The organism is Streptomyces sp. NPDC058459 (assembly GCF_042721685.1).
Taxonomy (GTDB): Bacteria; Actinomycetota; Actinomycetes; order Streptomycetales; family Streptomycetaceae; genus Streptomyces.
Map to the genome: position 1 here is coordinate 1 of NZ_JBHXLV010000162.1, position 14,900 is coordinate 14,900.

At 70.8% G+C, this 14,900-nt stretch carries 17 protein-coding genes and 1 pseudogene; 6 read left to right on the forward strand and 12 right to left on the reverse strand.

The window, feature by feature from the left end; genetic code table 11:
- The 6 genes and pseudogenes from ACFWN1_RS24530 to ACFWN1_RS24555 all read right to left on the reverse strand — a co-directional run.
- Nucleotides 1–547, reverse strand: a pseudogene (locus tag ACFWN1_RS24530) (hypothetical protein); the annotation flags it as partial.
- 151 nt (nt 548–698) lie between these two features.
- Nucleotides 699–1,103 carry a DUF6113 family protein gene (locus ACFWN1_RS24535; protein ID WP_384365793.1) on the reverse strand — a complete coding sequence of 135 codons (405 nt, stop codon included), beginning with the start codon at nt 1,101–1,103 and terminating at the stop codon, nt 699–701.
- Nucleotides 1,100–1,942 (reverse strand): N-acetyl-1-D-myo-inositol-2-amino-2-deoxy-alpha-D-glucopyranoside deacetylase, encoded by an 843-nt coding sequence (gene mshB / locus ACFWN1_RS24540; protein ID WP_384365796.1) that lies wholly within the window; start codon nt 1,940–1,942, stop codon nt 1,100–1,102. The genes ACFWN1_RS24535 and mshB overlap by 4 nt, the downstream gene beginning before the upstream one ends.
- Nucleotides 1,943–1,974: 32 nt before the next feature.
- Nucleotides 1,975–2,592, reverse strand: coding sequence for a Uma2 family endonuclease (locus ACFWN1_RS24545; RefSeq protein ID WP_384365799.1), 618 nt, complete (start codon nt 2,590–2,592; stop codon nt 1,975–1,977).
- A gap of 65 nt (nt 2,593–2,657) precedes the next feature.
- Nucleotides 2,658–3,488 (reverse strand): helix-turn-helix domain-containing protein, encoded by an 831-nt coding sequence (locus ACFWN1_RS24550; RefSeq protein ID WP_384365802.1) that lies wholly within the window; start codon nt 3,486–3,488, stop codon nt 2,658–2,660.
- A gap of 221 nt (nt 3,489–3,709) precedes the next feature.
- Entirely contained in the window at nt 3,710–4,180 is a 471-nt protein-coding gene (locus ACFWN1_RS24555; protein ID WP_384365805.1) for an ATP-binding protein, read from the reverse strand.
- 120 nt (nt 4,181–4,300) lie between these two features.
- On the opposite strand from ACFWN1_RS24555, the gene ACFWN1_RS24560 reads away from it, so the two are divergent.
- The 5 genes from ACFWN1_RS24560 (at nt 4,301) to ACFWN1_RS24580 (ending at nt 6,455) form a co-directional block, all read left to right on the forward strand.
- Entirely contained in the window at nt 4,301–5,176 is an 876-nt protein-coding gene (locus ACFWN1_RS24560; RefSeq protein WP_384365808.1) for a helix-turn-helix domain-containing protein, read from the forward strand.
- Complete coding sequence (locus tag ACFWN1_RS24565; RefSeq protein ID WP_384365811.1) at nt 5,173–5,379, forward strand: DUF397 domain-containing protein; 207 nt, start codon at nt 5,173–5,175, stop codon at nt 5,377–5,379. The genes ACFWN1_RS24560 and ACFWN1_RS24565 overlap by 4 nt, the downstream gene beginning before the upstream one ends.
- A 76-nt stretch (nt 5,380–5,455) precedes the next feature.
- Nucleotides 5,456–5,653, forward strand: coding sequence for a DUF397 domain-containing protein (locus ACFWN1_RS24570; protein WP_384365814.1), 198 nt, complete (start codon nt 5,456–5,458; stop codon nt 5,651–5,653).
- A complete protein-coding gene (locus ACFWN1_RS24575) occupies nt 5,650–5,940 on the forward strand; it encodes a DUF397 domain-containing protein (RefSeq protein WP_384365817.1) in 291 nt (96 codons plus the stop codon). The genes ACFWN1_RS24570 and ACFWN1_RS24575 overlap by 4 nt, the downstream gene beginning before the upstream one ends.
- Nucleotides 5,941–6,077: 137 nt before the next feature.
- Nucleotides 6,078–6,455, forward strand: coding sequence for a hypothetical protein (locus tag ACFWN1_RS24580; protein ID WP_384365820.1), 378 nt, complete (start codon nt 6,078–6,080; stop codon nt 6,453–6,455).
- A 38-nt stretch (nt 6,456–6,493) separates the two neighbouring features.
- On the opposite strand, the gene ACFWN1_RS24585 is transcribed toward ACFWN1_RS24580, so the two are convergent.
- The gene (locus tag ACFWN1_RS24585; RefSeq protein WP_384365823.1) at nt 6,494–6,688 is read right to left on the reverse strand and encodes a hypothetical protein; all 195 of its coding nucleotides are present in this window, start codon (nt 6,686–6,688) and stop codon (nt 6,494–6,496) included.
- Between the two features lie 215 nt (nt 6,689–6,903).
- Between ACFWN1_RS24585 and ACFWN1_RS24590 the strand changes: the two genes are divergently transcribed.
- A complete protein-coding gene (locus ACFWN1_RS24590; RefSeq protein ID WP_384365826.1) occupies nt 6,904–9,039 on the forward strand; it encodes a prolyl oligopeptidase family serine peptidase in 2,136 nt (711 codons plus the stop codon).
- Nucleotides 9,040–9,185: 146 nt separating this feature from the next.
- On the opposite strand, the gene ACFWN1_RS24595 is transcribed toward ACFWN1_RS24590, so the two are convergent.
- The 5 genes from ACFWN1_RS24595 to ACFWN1_RS24615 are packed head-to-tail and all read right to left on the reverse strand — an operon-like array spanning nt 9,186 to nt 14,745.
- Nucleotides 9,186–10,241, reverse strand: a complete 1,056-nt coding sequence (locus ACFWN1_RS24595; RefSeq protein ID WP_384365829.1) for an ABC transporter ATP-binding protein — start codon at nt 10,239–10,241, stop codon at nt 9,186–9,188.
- The gene (locus ACFWN1_RS24600; protein WP_384365832.1) at nt 10,225–11,208 is read right to left on the reverse strand and encodes an ABC transporter ATP-binding protein; all 984 of its coding nucleotides are present in this window, start codon (nt 11,206–11,208) and stop codon (nt 10,225–10,227) included. Before ACFWN1_RS24600 ends, ACFWN1_RS24595 begins: the two co-directional genes overlap by 17 nt.
- 8 nt (nt 11,209–11,216) lie before the next feature.
- A complete protein-coding gene (locus ACFWN1_RS24605; RefSeq protein WP_384365835.1) occupies nt 11,217–12,200 on the reverse strand; it encodes an ABC transporter permease in 984 nt (327 codons plus the stop codon).
- Nucleotides 12,193–13,116: an ABC transporter permease gene (locus tag ACFWN1_RS24610; protein WP_384365838.1), complete on the reverse strand. Its 924-nt coding sequence runs from the start codon at nt 13,114–13,116 to the stop codon at nt 12,193–12,195. Before ACFWN1_RS24610 ends, ACFWN1_RS24605 begins: the two co-directional genes overlap by 8 nt.
- Nucleotides 13,117–13,122: 6 nt before the next feature.
- A complete protein-coding gene (locus ACFWN1_RS24615) occupies nt 13,123–14,745 on the reverse strand; it encodes an ABC transporter substrate-binding protein (protein WP_384365841.1) in 1,623 nt (540 codons plus the stop codon).
- Between the last annotated feature and the right edge of the window lie 155 nt (nt 14,746–14,900).

The window sequence follows — 14,900 nt, forward strand, 5'->3', positions numbered from 1 at the left end:
CGCCGGGACGGGGGGCGTTCGGCGCGGGGGCGGCGGGACGCGGGGCGGAGGGCCCCGGGCCCAGCGCCAGGGCACCGGGACGCGGCCCGCTCACACCGGCGGCCGGACCGCCCGGCATTCCGGCACCGTTGGTGCCGTCACCACCCGAACCCCCCTTGGGGCCACCGCCCTTGCGGGGAGCGAACCAGTCGCTGGTCTTCTCCTCCGCCTGCGGGGCGGCCTCGGCGGCCGGCTCGGGGACGGGCGCGGGCAGAGCGGCGGGCTCCGGCCGCGCGGCGGCACCCGGCTCACCGCCGGCGTTCTCGTTCTCCGCGACGGTCTTGCGCATGACGAGCGGCGGAATGGGCCGCGATCCAGGGATGTTGATCCGGACGCGGGTGGTCAGCGTGGTCTCGGTCTTGCGCTCCTCGGGACGCGCGTCCGGACTCCCGGCACCGGTCCCGTCGCCGGAAGCCACGGGGGTCCCGTACGGCGGGGTACCGGAGGGGTACGCGGCCCCGCCGCGCCCGTCGGGCCCGGAGGACGGAGTGTCAGTTTCACGACTCAAGGCATGTTCTCCCGGTTGGCTCCGCCGCCCGTCACGACCTCAGCGGGCATCTCGGCGGCGCGCACCACCATACTGGCCACCTCTGGCGCGAATCCCACGACCGCCGGGAAACCCGCACCGGACCCGCACGAGGGCCACGCGAAGTGGTACGTCAGTTGCCAAGTCGACCGGCATCGCCGTCGGGTTGCCGTCCGGGGGCCAAGGTGGCGCAGATCACAGCGAGCGCCATCCCGCCGAGCAGGAAGACGTACGAGCCGCCGCCCGCGCCGAACAGGAAGTCACCCTCCGGGCGGCTGGCGGTGAGGAGGATGACCGCGACGACCCAGCCGAGCACCGGCGCGACCGCGCCCGAGCGTCCGCGCAGCGCGTACCCCCCGCCGAGGAACGCCCCGCCCGCGCCCGCGAGGGCGAGCAGCAGGCCGAGCGGGAACCAGGCGGCCTGCACCAGCGCCCCGGCGACACCGACGACCGCGCCGAGCACGCACAGCCCGAGCAGCGCGGCCATCCGGCCGAGGGAGGGACGGCGCAGCGGCTGGGCGAGCATCGGGGCACTCATGACGCCACCTCCACCCCGGCGAACAGGTCGGTCTCGCCGGGCTCGGCACTCCCCTGGACCAACTCGTAGTACTCGGTGCTGAACAGCGGCTGGGCCAGGTCGTTGGAGAGCGCGAAGTACTCGCCCGCCACGGTGATCTGGGTGGCGTGGGCGCGCATCGCGGCGGCCTTGGCAGCGGCGTACGCGCTGCCGTCGACGGCGGTGGTGATCCGCTCGTCCGGGACCACGCCGGGCAGGTCGGCGATGTCGGCGCTCTTGCCGAACGGCAGGCCGGGCAGCTCGTCGGCGAGCCGCGCGAAGGCGTCCTCGACGACCGAGCGGGGCATGCGGTTCCAGTAGACCTTGTCCACCCGGTGCCCCCGGCCTTCGGCCAGCTCGACGGCACGCATCGCGATCCGGTGGGCCTGGATGTGGTCGGGGTGCCCGTACCCGCCGTTGTCGTCGTACGCCACGAGCACCTGCGGCCGGACCTCAAGGACGACGTCCGCGAGCGCGCCCGCGGCCTGGTCGAGGCCGGCCTGCCAGAAGGCGGCGGGGTCGTCGTTGTCCGGCAGCCCCGTCATCCCGGAGTCCTGGTACCCGAGCACCCGCACGTCGTCGACGCCCAGCTCACGCAGTGCGGCGTCCAGCTCGCCCCGCCGGTACGCCCCGAGCGCGGCCCCCTCCAGGTGCCGCAGCTCCGGCGGGATCACCTCCCCGCGCTCCCCGAGCGTGCAGGTCACGAGGGTCACGTGCGCACCCTCGGCCACGTACTTGGCCATGGTCGCGCCGTTGTTGATCGACTCGTCGTCCGGGTGCGCGTGCACGAGCAGCAGACGCCGGGGGGGCAGTTCGGTCATGGGGTCCAGCGTACGAGGACGGGGGCGCGGGTTCAGGACGCGCCCTGCGCGCCGCTGTCGTCGGCGTAGCGCGGCAGGTCGTCCGTCGGGATGGTCCAGTCCGCGATGGTGACCTCCTCGCCGTAGACGAAGTCCTTGCGGGTGGCGTAGCGCGGGCCGGCGGGGGTGGGGTGGATGTCGGTGAAGACGGCGCCGGAGCCGGTGCGGGGGTCGAAGATCGCGTAGACCGGGACGCCCAGCAGCGGGTAGTCGCGGATCTTGCCGACCCAGTCGTTCTCCGGGTTGGAACGGGAGACGATCTCGACGGCGGCGACGAGCGTACGGGGGTCGAAGGCGCCCTCCCCCTCCATGTCGGCCTCGGCGATCACCATCACGTCGGGGTGCCGCATGACGCCCTCGGCCGCGTCCTCCACGTCGGGTTCGCCCGTGTGGGCCACGAGTTCCTCCGGCATGACCTTCTCAAGGCGTTTGCGAAGGCGCAGCACGGTCAGCTCGTGCTGCCTGACGGGCGACATCATGTCGTGAACGATCCCTTCCCTGGTGATCTCGAATTTGCCCGGAAGGGTGTCGTCCATGGACTGGACGACTTCCCGCATGGCCCGGTACTGGTGAGGGGCGCACCGGCGTGCGTCGTCCGGTGCTGTGGCCATGGCGCTCGCTCCTCCTGTGGGCCCTGAGGCGTCTGCTTCCTCGGGCGGGGCAAGGATCGTCGCTTTCATGCTAGGGGTCCTCCGGGAGAGCAGTCGCGGCAGCGGCCCGGTTCTGGGGCGCGGAAGACGCGTTCGCAGCCGTCGCAGGTCTGGAAGGGGTGCCGGACGGGGGGCGGGGTGGTGGCTGACGGGGTGAACGGGGGCGGGGGTGGAAGGCAGGCGGTCAGACGGTGAGCCAGTAGCGCGGCCGGGCGGTGCAGCGGCTCCGTCGGCAGGCCGTCGGTCAGGGCCTGGCGTACGGCTGCCGGGGAGACGTCCCGCTCCAGCCAGGCGGCGACACCGGGGGCGAGGTGAGCCGTGTCGGCGGCGGAGAGCAGCAGACGGCTGTCATGGCGCCGGAGGCCCGCGAGGAGGTCGGTGGCGGTCTGGAGCAGCGCCGGGTTGACGGGGGCGGGCACGGCGGGGAGGGCCTTGCGGCGAGCGGGGGTGGGACGGCGTACGGGGGGCTCGTGCTCCTGGGCACGGTGGCCGGGCTGGTTGCAGGAGATCGTGCGGGTGACGATGCGCCCGCTGGGGACACGTAGCCGCTCGCGGCGCAGGTAACCGTGTTTCTCCAGCTCACGCAGGGCGGCGGCGATACGGGCGACGCCCTCCGGGAAACGTGCGGCGAGGCTCTTGATGTCGATACGGGCGCCTCGCGGCAGCGACTGGATGTGCGTGCCGAGACCGATCGCCAGCAGGGAGAGGTCCGCGTGCTGGGCGAGGTGGTTGCCGATCACCGTGAAGCGGGCGGTGTGACGGGAGTTGTCGTGGATGAGACCACCCCGGTTCGGGTGGTCATGGCCCGCAATACGGGACCGGCCGCGCGGGGGCGCGCTAGGGTTCTGGGTATCCATCGGGAAGAGGCTTGTCTTCCTAGGTGGTCAGGCCCTCGCACTGGGATGCCACTCCCGGCGGGGGCCGACGTATGTCCGGTGTTGTCTTGTCGCTGAGCCTAGAGCCGCCAGGGGTGGCAATTGCCAGCGGGAACAGCGATGTTCACCCACCCGAGTGACGTTGCCGCCGTGGGCGGGAGGGGTGGGGCTTGGTGGGGTGCTTTCCCCCGGTCTTCAGGGTCTCAATGACCACCCGTCCCACCGGAGCACGGTGGCCCGGGTTCCGGTGCGGCGAGGTCCAGTTCGGCCCAGACGATCTTGCGCGGAAACCGGTCCTCCGCCACGCCCCACCGGTCGGCGAGGGCGGCCACGAGCAGCAGCCCCCGACCCGTCTCGTCCTCCGCCCCCGGTTCCCTTCGCCTCGGCCGCCGGTCACCGCGCGTATCCGTCACCTCGATACGCAGGGTGCCGCGCTCGACGTACAGCCCGAGCCGGAAACTCCGCCCCGGCAGCCGCCCGTGGGTCGCGGCGTTGGCCGCCAGCTCCGCGACGATCTGCCCGGCCGCCTCCCACGGCAGCCCCCAGCTCCGGAGCTGCTCAGCGGCGAGCAGCCGGGCCAGTCGGGCGCCTCGCGGCGTCGAGGAGAACAGCACGCTGAAGTCACGTGCATCGGCATCGAGTTGGGCCGCGGCCCCGGTGTTTTCCTGATTCACATCACCCAGGGTGTCCGTTCCGCCCTACCGTGAAGAGTGATCGCACCGTTGCGTACGGTCACTGTCGGCGAGTTGTCCGGTGGTGTCCGCGCTGTCGGCAGGAGCAAGGGAGGAGTGCGGATGTCGGTGGACGGCGAGGCGGTACGGCCCGCGTCGGAGGCGGACGAGTCCGGCTGGGAGGTGGAACCGGACGACGACTGGGGCGCGGCGGTGATCGCCACGGTGGGCCGCCAGTTGAAGCTACGACGCGAGGCAGCGGGGCTGCGCGCCGCCGAGTTCGGCACGCTGATCGGGTACGGGGAGGACCTCGTCTACAAGGTGGAGGCCGGCAAGCGGATTCCCCGCCAGGAGTATCTGGACAGGTCGGACGAGGTACTGGACGCGGACGGGTTGGTCTCGGCGTCGTGGGAGGACGTGAAGAGGGTCCGGTATCCCAGGAAAGTTCGAGAACTGGGGAAGCTGGAGGCGCAGGCTGTTGAGATCGGGGTGTACGAGTGCAACATCATCGCGGGGCTGTTGCAGACCGCTGCGCACGCACGAGAGGCGATCGGTTCGGCACAGCCGCCGTACTCACCGGACGACGTGGAACGCATGGTGGCAGCTCGTGTGGCACGACAGTCGGTCTTCGAGCGTTCGCCCGCGCCAGCACTCAGCTTCGTTCTGGAAGAGGCGGTCCTGAAGCGCCCTATCGGGGGCACAATGGTCTGGCGTCGTCAGCTCGAACGCGTCCTGGAAGTGGGTAGGTTGCACAACGTCGTGCTTCAGGTCATGCCGACAGGAACCACCGTCCACTCCGGTTTGGACGGTCGGATCGAACTGCTGAAGTTCGCAGACGGTTCGGCGGTGGGTCAATCCGACGGTGCGTTCAACGGCAGGCTGATCTCTGAGCCCAAACATCTGCGCATTCTCGAACTGCGATATGGCACCATCCGGGCTCAGGCGCTCCCGCCAGGGAAGTCGCAGACCCTCATCGAAGAACTGCTAGGAGAAAAATGATCCACAAGACCACTGCCGGGGGCACCTCCGAGCTGGCGTGGTTCAAGAGCAGCTACAGCGGCGGCAACGACGGCAACTCCTGCGTCGAACTCGCCGTCACCCCCAGCACCATCCACGTCCGCGACTCCAAGCACACCGCAGGCCCCCAGCTAGCCCTCAACCAGGACACCTGGACGGCCTTCGTCACCGGCGTACGCGACTGACACTCAACGGCCCCGGCACAGGCATGCCGGGGCCGCACAGTTGGGCAGCCTCTGCCAAACAAAGGTTGGGAGCCCCATGAGCGAAAACCTCACCGCCCTCCAGTGGTTCAAGAGCAGCCACAGCGGCGGAACCGACGGCAACTCCTGCGTCGAAGTCGCGCGAGCGCCCCGCACCATCCACGTCCGCGACTCAAAGCACACCGCAGGTCCCCGCCTCGCACTCAGGCACGCGTCCTGGGCGCTCTTCGTAGCGGCAGCATCGGAGGAGCTGTGAGCCGCGAACCCGAACTGGCCTGGTTCAAGAGCACCTACAGCAGCGGCACTGACGGCGAGTCCTGCGTCGAGGTCGCCACCGCCTCGTGGGCCGCGTTTGCGAACAAGCCCTCTGAGCTGAACTGGTTCAAGAGCAGCCACAGTGACGGCCCGGACGGCAGTTCCTGCGTAGAAGTGGCGCGAGCGCCCCGCACCATCCACGTCCGCGACTCCAAGCACACGGCGGGCCCCCAGCTCGCCCTCACCCAGGACACTTGGACGGCCTTCGTCACCGGCGTACGCGACTGAACCCCCGGCGGCCCCGGCACAGCCACACCGGGACCGTCCGCATGGGCGCAGCGCAGGGCCTCAAGGGCGCCAACTACTGCTCAGGCTTTGGCTGTTGCCGGGCCCGGCTCTTATCGTTGGCTGACCTTGGAGGTTTTATGCACACTCTCATCCGAAGGACAGCCGGCATCGCGGGCGCCCTCGTGGCAGTCGTGACCATGTCCGTGACCGGCGCGTCCGCGGCCCCCGCGGAGGGTCCCACCAACGGCTGCCCGTACCCCTACGTCTGCTTCTACGTGGACCAGCGCGCCTGGGACGCCGGCACACCGATCACGAGGTACCGCGATATCACCAGCTCGTACCAGACGGTCAAGTCGCGTCCGCACTACTACGTCCTGAACACCCGGAACGACGACGTGGCCTACTTGCGGCTCCAGGACGGAAGCTCGATCTGCCTGCCGCCCAACTTCTCCACGTCGTTCACCAACGCTTACAGCGTCACCGGGATACGGATCTCCAGCAGCTCCACCTGCTGAGAACGGGGTGCCCGTCCGCGCGGGCACCCCGCCCCGCGTCAGAACTTGATGCTGCCGATCATGCTGGCGACGTTCGTGGTCAGCTCGCTGATCGTGGGTGCGATCGTCGAGGAGGCGAGATAGAAGCCGAAGAGCATGCAGATGGCGGCGTGTCCCCCCTTCAGCCCCGACTTCTTGATCAGCAGGAAGACGATGATCGCCAGCAGCACCACCGCCGAAATCGAGAGTGCCACGGCGGCTCACCTCCAATGAATCCCAGGGACACGGGGGGGTCGGACTATGGGGGTTGTGACGTGAGTACAGCCCCGGCGGCATGACCCGGAAGCCAAGTCCACGCGGACACCGCCAGGTTCATACCCACCCAGCGACAGTGATCATAACTATGTGTGCTCGCGCATCGCTCGGCGCACGGCCGCACAAGGGGGCGCATGGCCAATATGGTCGGGCCATGACGACCAAGACAGTCGACACCGACTCCTTCCCCCGCCGACACGCCCGGACGCAGCGCTTCTCGCTCGGCGCGCCACGCGGGTTCACCGTGGCTCCCGACGGCTCCCGTGTCGCGTTCCTCCGCTCGGGTTCCGGCACGGACCGCGCCAACTCCCTGTGGGTGCTGGACACCGAGGACGGCACTGAACGCCCCGCCGCCGACCCCCGCGCCCTGCTCGCGGGCGCGGACGAGGAGCTGTCGCCCGAGGAACGGGCCCGCCGCGAGCGCAGCCGGGAAGGCGGCGCGGGCATCGTCGGCTACGCCACCGACGCGGCCCTCGAACTGGCCTCTTTCGCCTTGTCCGGGCGGCTTTTCACGGCCGAGCTGCCGGCCGGCACCGCCCGCGAACTGACCGTCCCCGGACCGGTGATCGACCCCCGCCCCGCCCCCGACGGCACGCACATCGCGTACGTCGCCGGGGGCGAGCTGCGGGTGATCGGCGCGGAGGGGGCCGGTGACCGGCCGCTGGCCACCCCCGAGGGCGACGAAGTGACGTACGGTCTGGCGGAGTTCATCGCGGCCGAGGAGATGGACCGTACGCGGGGCTTCTGGTGGTCCCCGGAGTCGGACCGGCTGCTGGTGGCGCGGGTGGACGACACGCCGGTGCGGCGCTGGTGGATCGCGGACGCCTCGCACCCGGACCGTGAGCCACACCACGTGCGCTACCCGGCCGCGGGCACCGCCGACGCGGAGGTGACGCTGTTCGTGATCGGCCTGGACGGCACCCGCACCGAGGTCCGCTGGGACCGTGAGCGCCACCCCTATCTGGCGCGTGTGCACTGGTCACAGGCCGGTTCCCCGCTCCTCCAGGTGCAGTCGCGGGACCAGCGCGGGACGCTCGTCCTCGCCGTCGACCCGGACACCGGAGCGACCCGGACGGTGCACGCCGACGAAGATCGAACATGGCTTGATCTTTTCGCCGGGGTGCCCGCCTGGACCCCCTCCGGAGAGCTGGTCCGCATCGCGGACGAGGACGGCGCGCGGGTCCTCGCGGTGGGCGAACGTGCCCTGACCGGACCTGAGTTGCACATCCGCGCCGTACTGGACGTGGGGTCGGACGACGTACTGGTCTCGGCGTCCGCAGGCGCGGCGGCCGAGGACCCGGAGACCGGCCAGATCCATGTCTACCGGGTCGGCGAGCGGGGCGTGGAGCGCGTGTCCCGGGAGCCCGGGGTGCACTCGGCGGTGCGCTCGGGCGGCGTCACCGTCCTGGTCTCCGCGACGCTGGACAGTCCCGGCGCCCGGGTCCAGGTGCTGGGTGACGGAAAATCGGCGCTCGGTGTCCGCTCGTACGCCGAAGACCCCGGTCTGTCCCCCGGCGTGACGCTGACCGAGGGGGGCGCACGGCGAATTCCGTGCGCCGTGCTTATGCCTTCGGACTACCCCGACGACACCCCCCTGCCCGTCCTGCTCGACCCCTACGGGGGCCCGCAAGGCCAGCGGGTGGTCGCCGCGCACAACGCCCATCTGACCTCGCAGTGGTTCGCCGACCAGGGCTTCGCGGTGATCGTCGTAGACGGCCGGGGCACCCCCGGCCGCTCCCCGGAGTGGGAGAAGTCGATCCACCTGGACTTCACGGTTACCCTCGACGACCAGATCGACGCCCTGCACGACCTCGCGAAGCGCTACCCGCTCGACCTCGACCGCGTGGCCATCCGGGGCTGGTCGTACGGGGGTTACCTCTCCGCGCTGGCCGTCCTGCGCCGGCCGGACGTGTTCCACGCGGGCATCGTCGGCGCCCCGGTCACCGACTGGCGGCTGTACGACACCCACTACACCGAGCGCTACCTCGGCGACCCCGCGGCCGACCCGGAGAGCTACGCCCGCAGCTCCCTGATCACCGACGAGGGTCTGTCCGACCCCGCCGAACCCCACCGGCCCATGATGATCATCCATGGTCTGGCCGACGACAACGTGGTGGCCGCCCACACCCTCCGGCTGTCCTCCGCCCTGCTGGCCGCCGGCCGCCCGCACGAGGTGCTGCCGCTGTCCGGGGTCACCCACATGACCCCGCAGGAACAGGTCGCGGAGAACCTGCTGCTGCTCCAGGTCGACTTCCTCAAGCGCGCTCTGGGCGGGTCGCATCAGCCCTGACGGCGTTGACGCACAGGCAACTGCGCCGAAGCCGCTGCGACACAGGCACCCGCGAGGCTGATCAGCGTACGGCCGTGCGGGTGCCGTGGAGCGGGCCGGGATACACCATGTCATCCCGGCCCGTTGCCGTGCCCCCCGTGTCCCTCCTAGCCCCCGTGCCCTTCTATGGCCCCCGGCACCACCCGCCGCTCCGCCGCGAACAGACACGCCGACGGATGCGCGACCGGCCCCCCGGCCCCCCGGAACTCCTCCGGCACCGCCAGCTCCGGCACCTCCACCGCACACCGCTCCCGGGCCTTCCAGCACCGGGTGCGGAACCGGCACCCTGAGGGGATCGCGGTCGGCGACGGCACCTCACCGCTCAGGATGATCCGCTCCCGGCGCGCCCGCGCCTCCGGATCGGGCACCGGCACCGCCGACAGCAGCGCCTGGGTGTACGGGTGGGTGGGGTGCTCGTAGATCTCCGCGTCCGTGCCCGTCTCCACGATCCGGCCCAGGTACATCACCGCGACCCGGTCCGAGATGTGCCGCACGATCGACAGGTCGTGCGCGATGAAGACGTAGGACAGCCCGAACTCCGTCTGGAGCCGTTCCAGCAGGTTGATGACCTGCGCCTGCACCGACACGTCGAGGGCGGACACCGGCTCGTCGGCGACGATCACCTCGGGGCGCAGCGCCAGCGCCCGCGCGATGCCGATCCGCTGCCGCTGCCCGCCGGAGAACTGGTGCGGATAGCGGTTCAGGAACTCCGGGTCGAGCCCCACCACCTCCAGCAACTCCTGCACCTTGCCCCGCCGTTCGCCCTTCGGCGCCACCTCGGGATGGATCTCGTACGGCTCCCCGACGATGTCCCCCACCGTCATCCGGGGGTTGAGCGAGGTGTACGGGTCCTGGAACACCAGCTGGATGTTCCGGCGCACCTCCTTCAGCCGGCGTCCGGACAGGCCGGTGATGTCCTCGCCCCGGAACCGGATCTCGCCCCCGGTGGGCCGCTCCAGGTGGCAGAGCAGCTTCGCCACCGTGGACTTGCCGCACCCCGACTCGCCCACGATGCCGAGGGTCTCGCCCCGGCCGAGCCGGAAGTCGACGCCGTCGACGGCTTTCACGGCGCCGTTCTGCCTGCGCAGCACGATGCCCCGGGTCAGCGGGTAGTGCTTGACCAGGCCGCGCGCCTCCAGCACGGGTTCAGCCGTCGCCGCCATCGAGGCACTCCCTCCAGAAGTGGCAGGCGCTCCCCCGGCCCGGCCCGGCCGGGTACAGCGGGGGCTCGTCCGTGCGGCAGACGTCCCGTGCCAGCGAGCAGCGCGGGTGGAAGGCGCAGCCGGGCGGGATGCGGGTCAGGCTGGGCGGCAGGCCCTGGATGGCGTACAGCTCGCGGCCCTTGTGGTCGAGCCGGGGGACGGAGTCGAGCAGGCCGCGCGTGTAGGGGTGGGCCGGTGCCTTGTAGATGTCGTGGACGGGCGCCGACTCCACGATCCGGCCCGCGTACATCACCGCGATCCGGTCGGCCACGTCCGCGACCACGCCGAGGTCGTGGGTGATGAGGACGAGCCCCATGTCGTACTCCCGGCGCAGCTCCGCGAGGAGGTCCATCACCTGGGCCTGCACGGTGACGTCGAGGGCGGTGGTGGGTTCGTCGGCGATGACGAGGGCCGGTTCCAGCGCGATCGCCATGGCGATCATGATCCGCTGGCGCATGCCGCCGGAGAACTGGTGCGGATAGTCCCGCACCCGCTGGGCGGCGCCGGGGATGCGCACCCGGTCCATCAGCTCGACGGCCCGCTTGCGCGCGTCCTTGCGGGACATCCCCCGGTGCACGGTGAACATCTCGCCGAGCTGGTCGCCGACGGAGAGCACGGGGTTGAGGGCGGACAGCGCGTCCTGGAAGATCATCGCCATACCGGCGCCCCGGATCTTCCGCCGCTCCTCCTCCTTCATCGTGAGCAGGTCGCGGCCCCGGAAGAGAATCTGGCCGCCGGTGATCCGGCCGGGCGGGGTGTCGAGGATGCCCATCACGGCCTGCGCGGTCACCGACTTGCCGGACCCGGACTCCCCCAGCACGGCGAGCGTCTCCCCCGCGCCGACCTCGTAGGACACCCCGTTAACGGCCTTGGCGACCTCGTCGCGGGTGCGGAACTCCACGTGCAGATCGCGTACTTCGAGCAGCACGGTCGCCGTCACCTCAGCTTCGGGTCGAGGGCGTCGCGTACCGCGTCGCCCAGCATGATGAAGGCCAGGACGGTGATCGCCAGCGCCCCGGAGGGCCAGAGCAGGGCGTGCGGGGCGTTGCGGATGTAGGGGGAGGCGGCGGAGATGTCGATGCCCCAGGACACGCTGGGCGGCTTCAGGCCGACGCCCAGGTAGGACAGGGTGGCCTCCAGTGAGATGTAGGTGCCGAGCGCGATGGTGGCCACGACGATGACGGGGGCGACGGCGTTGGGCGCGATGTGCCGCAGCAGCAGCCGGGCGGGTGAGGCGCCGAGCGCGCGGGCGGCCTGTACGTAGTCGTTCTGCCGGGCGGTGATGACGGAGCCGCGCGCGATCCGGGAGAGCTGCGGCCAGCCGAGCAGCACCATGAACCCGACGACCGGCCAGACGGTGTCGCTGGTGACCACCGACAGCAGCACCAGCCCGCCGAGGACGACCGGGATGGCGAAGAAGACATCGGTGATCCGGGACAGCACCGCGTCCCAGGCGCCGCCGAAGAACCCCGCGAGCCCGCCGAGCACCGATCCGGCGAGGGCGACCCCGAGCGTGGCGCACACACCCACGGTGACCGAGGTGCGCGCGCCGTACACGGTGCGGGTGTACACGTCGCAGCCCTGGCCGTCGAAGCCGAAGGGGTGGCCGGGCGCGGAGCCGTCCTGGGCCTTGGCGAGGTCGCAGTCGAGGGGGTTGCCGGAGGTGATGGCAGAGGGCCGGAGGGAGATGACGACCAGGAAGAGGATCACCAGCGCGGAGAGCAGGAAGACCGGGTTGCGCCTGAGGTCCCGCCAGGCGTCGGACCAGAGGGAGCGCGGCCGGCTTCCGGGCCCGCCCCCAGCCGGGCCGCCCGGCACCCGCTCCAGCGTGGCGGCCTCGCCGGCCGCGAGGTCCATCGCGCCGCCCGCGCCGGTCCCGGCGATCGCCCCCCGTGACTGCCGTGACGACGGCTCAGGCATAGCGAATCCTCGGGTCGAGTACCGCGTAGAGCAGGTCCACCAGCAGGTTGGCGACCAGGAAGACCAGGACCAGCACGGTCACGAAGCCGACGACCGTCTGGGTGTTCTGCCGCACGATGCCCTGGTAGAGCTGGAAACCGACGCCGTGGATGTTGAAGATCCGCTCGGTGACGATCGCGCCGCCCATCAGCGCCCCGATGTCGGTGCCGATGAAGGTGACCACGGGGACCAGCGAGGTCCGCAGCAGATGCCGGACGATGACCCGCCGCCGGGGCAGCCCCTTGGCGACGGCGGTACGGACGTAGTCCGCGCGCCGGTTCTCCGCGATCGAGGTACGGGTCAGCCGGGTGACGTAGGCCAGCGAGACCGACGCCAGCACCAGCCCCGGCACGATCAGCTCGCCGAACGGCGCCTCCGGCGAGACCGAGGGCTTGATCCACCCCCACTCCACCCCGAGCAGCAGTTGGAGCACCAGGCCGGTGACGAAGGTCGGCACCGAGATCACCACGAGGGTGAGCAGCAGCACGCCGGTGTCGACGGGCCGGCCCCGGCTCAGTCCCGTCAGCACGCCGAGGCTGATGCCGACGACGAGTTCGAAGAGGATCGCCACGATGGTGAGGCGGACGGTGACGGGGAAGGCGGCCGCCATCAGCTCGGTGACGGGCTGCCCGTTGAAGGCCGTACCGAAGTCACCGGTGAAGACGTTCCCCATGTAGGCCGCGTACTGCTGCCGGAGCGGCCGGTCGAGGCCGAACTCGCGTCGGAGCTGGGCGGCGGTCGCCGCGTCGCACTGCCGCTCCCCGCACAGCCCCGCGACGGGGTCGCCCATCACATTGACCATCAGGAAGATCAGCAGGGTGGCCCCGGCGAACACCGGCACCATCTGGAGCAGTCGCCGGACGACATGGCGTCCCATGGCGGGTCAGCTGACCTTGATCTCGTTGTACACCGGCACGCTGAACGGGTTGAGCCGGACGCCGGTGAGCCGCTGGGAGTAGCCCGCGTTGCCGTTCTGGTACCAGAGCGGGATGGCGGCCATGTTGTCCCGGACCACCTCCTCGGCCTGCTGGAAGGTGGCGACCGACTCGGCCGGGTCGGTCTCGGCGTTGGCCCGGTCCACCAGCTCGTCGAACTCGGAGTTGGACCACTGGCCGTCGTTGGAGGAGGCGTCGGTGAAGTACAGCGGCTGGAGGAAGTTCTGGATGAGGGGGTAGTCCATCTGCCAGCCCGCCCGGAAGGGGCCGCTCAACTTGTGCCGGCCGAGCTGGTCGCGGAAGTCGGCGAAGGTGCCGACCGGGTTGCCGACGCAGGCGTCGTCCTTGCCGAGGGCGTGGTTGACGGAGTTGCAGACCGCGTCGATCCACTCCCGGTGCGAGCCGGTGTCCGCGTTGTAGGTGATCTTCAGGGTGCCGCCGGGGATGCCCCCGCCCTGCCGCACCAGCCGCCTGGCGGCCGCCGGGTCGTACTCGCAGGCGTGTCCGCACAGGCCCGCTCTGAAGCCGCCGTCGGCGCCGAGGACGGGTGAGGTCCAGTCGGTGGCGGGGGTGCGGGTGCGCCGGAAGATGGTCCGGGTGATCTGGGCGCGGTCGATGGCCATGGAGAGCCCGGTGCGCACCTTCTCCATGCCGGGCCGGTTCCAGCGCTCGTCGTAGTACGGGAAGGCGAGGGTCTGGATGATGCCGGCCGGGGTGTTGATGTACCGCTCGCCGAGGTCGGTCCTGACGTTCTTCAGCTGGGCGGCCGGGATGTCGTCGGCGAGGTCGAGGTTGCCGGCCATCAGGTCGGTGTAGGCGGTGTTGGTGTCGGTGTAGACCTTGAGGATCACCCCGTCGTTGACCGCCTTGTCCCCGCCGGGGTAGCCGTCCCACTTCCGCAGGGTCATCTGGGAGCCCTTGGTGTAGGACTCGACGGAGTACGGGCCGTTGCCGACCGGGGTCTTCAGCCAGGCGGCGTGGTCGGTGAAGAAGGCCCGGGGCAGCGGGGCGAAGGCGGCGTAGCCGAGGGTGTCGGGGAAGCCGGAGAACTTCTGGTTGAGGGTGACGGTGAAGGTGCGGTCGTCGACCACCTTCAGCCCGGACAGGCTGTCGGCGCGCTGGCGGCCCAGCTCGGGGTGGACCTGGTCGTAGCCGTCGATGTAGCCGAAGAAATAGGCGTTCTTCTGCCTGTTCCTCAGGCTCGCGCCGTAGTTCCAGGCGTCGGTGAAGGAGCGGGCGGTGACCTTCTCGCCGTTGGAGAAGGTCCAGCCGTCCCTGAGCTTCACGGTGTAGTGCCGGGAGTCGGTGGTCTCGACCGACCGGGCCAGCATGTTCTGCGCCTCGCCGGTCCTCGGGTCGTACCGCTTCAGACCCCGGAAGACCATGTCGAGCACCTTGCCGCCCTGCACCTCGTTGGTGTTGGCCGGCTCCAGCGGGTTCTGCGGATCGCCCCAGGAGGAGGTGAGCATCCCGCCGTCCGCGGCACCGCTCGCTCCCCCGCCGCAGCCGGTGGCGGCGAGCACCAGCGCGGCCGCGCCGGCGAACCATCGGGCGTGCGTGAATCCGCGCATGCGTGCCTCCTCAGCGATCCCCTCATGGTTATCTGCTGATACCTAACCAATACCGACATATGACACGCATGTCGTGTCCGTCGATCGCCCGAGCGGGGCACGCCGTCCGGACGCGCGGACACGCGGACGGCCGGGGTGGTGGCAGAGGGTCTTCT